General features: G+C 69.0%; 7 protein-coding genes and 1 pseudogene. 3 read left to right on the forward strand and 5 right to left on the reverse strand.

Translation table 11 applies throughout. The features are described from left to right. Positions 1–122, forward strand: a pseudogene (locus A5691_RS02630) (cutinase family protein); the annotation flags it as partial. An 8-nt stretch (positions 123–130) separates the two neighbouring features. Here A5691_RS02630 and A5691_RS02635 read toward each other — a convergent pair. The 4 genes from A5691_RS02635 to A5691_RS02650 all read right to left on the reverse strand — a co-directional run bounded on the left by A5691_RS02635 (position 131) and on the right by A5691_RS02650 (position 3,529). Next, positions 131–865: an Rv3717 family N-acetylmuramoyl-L-alanine amidase gene (locus tag A5691_RS02635; protein ID WP_197694430.1), complete on the reverse strand. Its 735-nt coding sequence runs from the start codon at positions 863–865 to the stop codon at positions 131–133. 46 nt (positions 866–911) lie between these two features. Continuing rightward, complete coding sequence (locus A5691_RS02640; RefSeq protein WP_156675673.1) at positions 912–2,099, reverse strand: condensation domain-containing protein; 1,188 nt, start codon at positions 2,097–2,099, stop codon at positions 912–914. A 150-nt stretch (positions 2,100–2,249) separates the two neighbouring features. Beyond that, positions 2,250–2,906, reverse strand: coding sequence for an enoyl-CoA hydratase-related protein (locus A5691_RS02645; RefSeq protein WP_068017895.1), 657 nt, complete (start codon positions 2,904–2,906; stop codon positions 2,250–2,252). Beyond that, positions 2,903–3,529 carry a TetR/AcrR family transcriptional regulator gene (locus A5691_RS02650; RefSeq protein ID WP_067781849.1) on the reverse strand — a complete coding sequence of 209 codons (627 nt, stop codon included), beginning with the start codon at positions 3,527–3,529 and terminating at the stop codon, positions 2,903–2,905. The genes A5691_RS02645 and A5691_RS02650 overlap by 4 nt, the downstream gene beginning before the upstream one ends. A 119-nt stretch (positions 3,530–3,648) precedes the next feature. On the opposite strand from A5691_RS02650, the gene A5691_RS02655 reads away from it, so the two are divergent. Continuing rightward, the gene (locus A5691_RS02655) at positions 3,649–3,858 is read left to right on the forward strand and encodes a three-helix bundle dimerization domain-containing protein (protein ID WP_067781847.1); all 210 of its coding nucleotides are present in this window, start codon (positions 3,649–3,651) and stop codon (positions 3,856–3,858) included. Here the strand turns inward: A5691_RS02655 and A5691_RS02660 are convergent, their stop codons facing one another. Then, positions 3,859–4,341 carry a hypothetical protein gene (locus A5691_RS02660; RefSeq protein ID WP_156734758.1) on the reverse strand — a complete coding sequence of 161 codons (483 nt, stop codon included), beginning with the start codon at positions 4,339–4,341 and terminating at the stop codon, positions 3,859–3,861. It abuts the gene before it with no gap. A 49-nt stretch (positions 4,342–4,390) separates the two neighbouring features. Here A5691_RS02660 and A5691_RS02665 point away from each other — a divergent pair. Next, on the forward strand, positions 4,391–4,788 hold a 398-nt coding region (locus A5691_RS02665; protein ID WP_067778349.1), incomplete at its 3' end, for a DUF6636 domain-containing protein.

Below are 4,788 nucleotides of genomic sequence, written 5' to 3' on the forward strand. Positions count from 1 at the left end.
TCTCCGCCCACAACACCTACGCCGACGACGGCGCCATGATCGACAAGGGCGTCGCCTTCGCCTCCAGCCACCTCGACATGGGTGGGCCGGCGACCGCGCCGGTCAGGAGCTTCGGCGGCTGAGCGATTGCTCAGCCGGACTTGGCATTCAGGAACGCCACGATTCCCTGGGTGACCGCGTTGGCGTAACGCGCGCGGCCGTCCGGGCTTTCCATCCGCGCGGCGTCCTCGGCGTTCTTCATGTTGCCGAGTTCGACGAGGATCGCCGGGTACTGGGCCAGGTTCAGCCCCGCAAGGTCGTCGCGGCCGTAGAGGCCGTTCGAGCCGATGTAGTTGGCCGGCTGAAAGCCCGCCTGCGCCAAGGCATCCCGCATTGCGGTGGCCAATTGGACGGCGGGGCCGGCCTGCACGTCGTTCAGGGGCGGGCTGGAGTAGTTGACGTGGAATCCGCTGCCGGACGCGGGTCCGCCGTCGGCGTGGATGCTCACGATCGCGTCGGGGCGCATCGCGTTGGCGGCCGCGGCGCGCTGATCCACGCAGGGGCCGACGGAGCCGTCGTCACCGCGCGACAGCTGGGTACGCACGCCCAGCTGGTTGAGCGACTGGTTGATCAGCGCCACGACCGCCCAGGTGAACGCGTGCTCGGGATAGCCGTCGTTGGTGGCGGCCCCGGATGTCTGGCAGGCCTTGGTCCCGCCGCGGCCGTTGGGGACCTGCCGGTTGATCGACGCGTCGTTCACGGCGTTGTGCCCCGGGTCGAGGAAGACGGCCGACCCGGCGACGGAGGCGGAGGCGGAGGGAGCGGTTACCAGGGCCCCGGCGCCGAGCAGCGCCGGAGCCAATCTCAGCACGTCGCGACGGGAAATGGGTCCCGGCCGGCCGGGGCGGTCAGTCACCGCGCGATGGTAACAATCAGCGCTCCTGCACGGCAGCCAGCAGGGCGTCGCCGACGCTCTTCAGGAAGGTCGCCGGCACGCTGTAGCCGCAGGTCGTCATCCGCAGCCTGCCCTCGAAGGTGGTGATGCCGGTGACGTACTCGCCCTCGGTCTGGCTTTGCACCACCGGGCCCCACACCGCCGTGGGCCGCAGCGCGCCCGAGCCGTCGAGGTTCTGCACGCCGAGGTTCGTGACGATCATCTCGAACGGGCAGACGCGGCTGAACAGTTCTTCGGCGTGGTCGACTTCGGCGTCGACCGCGATCGCTTCCGAGACGGCTTGCGAGGCGGTGCGGATTCCACGCGCCGACCGCGCGACGTCGAGGTGTGCGGTGGTCGCGCGGGCCTGCTCCCAGAACGAAACACCATCCCAGGGCGACAGGCCGGTCCAGGTCGATTGGATGAAGAGGCCGCAGTCGCCGCCGACGCCTATCAGCCCCCGGAAGTTGATCGGGTTGAGCACTCGCACAAAGTCTTCGCCACGCACGGCGGCCCGGACGCGGCACATCGCGACGACCAGCGCCGCGTGCACGGTGGTGCGTTCCTCGCGGCATCGCTGGGCCAGCAGCGCGGTGTCCACTTCCGCCATCGCCATGGTGTGCACGTTGGTCGGGGCGCCGTCGAACGGGCGGATGGCGCTGGGCACCCGCATGCGTGGATCGTCGGGCAGCTCCCGTGGCGCGATCTCGCCCAGCGTGCGGGCGACGAGGTCCTCCTGGGCTTGGGGCACAGGCAGATTGGGCAGGTCCGCGCCGTTGAGCGCGGCAACGACATCCTTGAGCACCAGCACCGAGGAAATCCCGTCGGCGAGCGTGTGGTCGAACGTCAGCACCAGCGCACTGCCGGTTCGCCCCTGCAGCAGCGACGCGCGCATCAGCGGCGCACGCGAGCGGTCGAATGGCCGGCTGAGCTCGTCCGCCGCGACGGGCTCCCACGACTCGGCGCGGTGGACGGTCAGGGTGATCGGTGGGACGGTGGCGGCGCGGTAGAAGCCGAGCCGCGAGCCGGGCTGGTCCTCAACGTGTGCGGACAACAAGGGATGTCGTCGTTGCGCGGCGGCCAGCGCAGGCCTCACCTTGTTTGCGGTGAGCACTTGGTCGAACTCGGCAACGAGCGAGAAGTGTGTCGGATTGCGTTCGCTGTAGCGATAGAAGAGCCGTTCCATGGCACCGATGGGGCGAATAAATTGTGCTGCGATCACCAAGTCTCCAAACGTCTTTGAGGCACTGCGACACACTGCAGACGGCCGCCGGCGACGTTTGGTTCAGCACGGTGCGCGAAATCGGTTGAGCGTTAACGCAAATGTCACGCGGGCTCAGACGTCGGTCAACGCCCGGGCCGCGGCGCGGAACATGGTCTGCTTGATCGCCCCCAGCGTGCCGGGGTCCTTGCCGCCCAGCGGGCGCAGCAGGTCGGTCGCCGCGGCGGTCACCTCGGCCTCGGCGGCGGTCGCGTCGACGATGCCGAATTCGGCGGCCTCCTCCCCGCCGAACCGGCGCCCGGTCGTCATCGAGGCCACCGCGGCGCGGGGCGTGAGCTTGGCCTGGATCAGGGCGGCCATGCCGTCGGTGAACGGGATGCGGATGTCGACCTCGGGGAAGCAGAAGAACCCGCGGTCGGCGCGCATCACCCGCACGTCGTGGGCCATCGCGAGCATGGCGCCGGCGCCGAAGGCGTGCCCGGTCACCGCGGCGGCCGTCGGCATCGGGAAGGTGAGGACGCGGGCCAGCAGGGCCTGCACCCGCGCGACGTAGGACTGGGTCTGGTCGGGGTGAGCGCCCAGCCAGTCCAAGTCCAGGCCGTTGGTATAGAACTTGCCGCCCGCGGTGGTGACCAGGCCCTGCGCGCCGGCCTGCTGGATTTCGTCGAGCTGCCCGTTGATCGCGTCGAGAAACTCTGGGGAGAAACGATTCTCGTCCTCGCCGAGGCGCAGAATCGCGATCTTGTCGTCCCAACTCAGTGTCGGTGTCATGTCGTGGCCCTTTCTCTGGTCCTGCCTCGGGGCGCCCCGAGGTCGAGCACGGCGGCGACCGCCGCGCGCAGTCGTTCCCGGGCGTCGGGGTCGTCGATCCGGTTGCGGCGCAACAGGATCGCGGTCGGTAGGTCGACGATGCACGTCGTGATGACGTCGACGGCCGCGGCGTCCTTGCGGTCCCACAGGCGGCGGGCCAGCCGGATCATCGTCTCCACCAGCAGCCGGTCCAGGTCACGCAATTGGGTGGCGATGTCGGGCGGCATCTCCGGACCCAACAGCTCGTCACGGCGCACCGTCAGCAAAAGTTGCGACGACTCGGGGTGGGTTTCGGCGAACACGGCCGGCGCCTCGGCCGCCGCCACCACGGCGGCGACGCCGTCTTGGTCGGGGGCGGAGTCGATCAATTCGCTTTGGGCGCTGAGGAATCGGTGCCCGGCCCGCAGCCAGGCGCGCCCGACGAGTCCCGCGCGCGAGCCGAACGTGTGGTACAGCGCGCCGTTGGATACGCCGATCGCGTCACTGATCGCGCGAATCGTGACCGACGCCGGCCCGGAGCGCACCGCCAGCCGTTCGACGGCATCCAGGATCCGGTCCTGGTCGTGAACGCGGGGGCGCGGCATGCCGCCATAGTAACAGAGCAATCGCTCTATTATGGGTTTACGTGATCGCAGCAACCGCTTAACGCGCTCGGCGGTTGAAACCCGTTTGACAGCGAGCGCCGACCGGGAACACCGTGCTCATGGGTAAGGTCACTCAGGTCAACGAAGAGGCGGTGTTGGCGGACATCGAGCGGCAACTCGTAGATGAGTTCCCGCACATCCCATCGAACGTCGTCGACGCCCTCATCCGCGAAGAGCACGCCCGGTTCACGCACAGCCGCGTACGGGATTTCGTTCCGTTGTTCGTGGAGAAACACACCCGCGAGGAGCTCAGGCACCGGTCGAACTAGCTACTTCAGGTTGAATGCCTCCCGCGAGAGGCGGAAGACGTGACCGGTGCTGGAGTCGGTGCAGGTGACGGCGGCGGGTTCGCCCTTGCAGGTGAGCGAAGCCACGGAACGGGTGTCGCCGGCTTGCAGCGTCGGCAGCCCGGCTCCGCGGGTGGTGTCCGTGTGGCAGGCCATCGCCGGCGAGCTGCCCTGCACGATGTCGACTTGGTCGCCGAAGGCCCCCATGCAGGACTGCGGGCGGGGCGGCATCACGTAGGTGGGGTCGATGACGCCGCAGGACGCGCGGGGCGCATCTCCACCGAAAGCCGCCATCACGCAGGTGACGTCGCCCGAGGGCGACTGGAAGTGGTAGAGCGGGTCCGCGTGCGCCGGGCCCACCGCGGTCGCGGCCGCCAGGAGCGGAACCGCGGCGACCATTGATGCCTTCATGATGACGTTGTAATCCTTTTGGGCGGCCAGGTGAAGGCCCCCGCGCAAACTCATTTCGGGATTATCGGTCCGGTCCACCGGCGCACAGGCTTACGCTCAGCAAATGATGAGGACCCTCGCTGTCGCCGCCGCGACGGTCGCGGCCGCCACCGTGATGCCGGCGACCGCGCACGCGGACACCCAGAACTTTCAATCGCCGTCCGGCAACATCTACTGCGTCCTGGGCGGCTTCGGTGTGGCGTGCGACATCAGCGACTTCGACTACCAGCCACCGCCGCCACCGGAGTGCGGCAAGCATCTCGCCTGGGGCAACCGCTTCGTGTTGAACCTGGGCGAGCCGGCCGCCATCCACTGCCACGGCGACACCCTGCGCTTCGCCGGCGAGCCGACCCTCGACTACGGCCAGACCCAGTCCGCGGGCACGATCACCTGCGACAGCGAGCCGTCGGGCATGACGTGCACCGACAGCAGCACCGGGCACTACTTCCGCGTGTCGCGGGA

This window comes from Mycobacterium sp. E183 (assembly GCF_001667735.1).
GTDB lineage: Bacteria > Actinomycetota > Actinomycetes > Mycobacteriales > Mycobacteriaceae > Mycobacterium.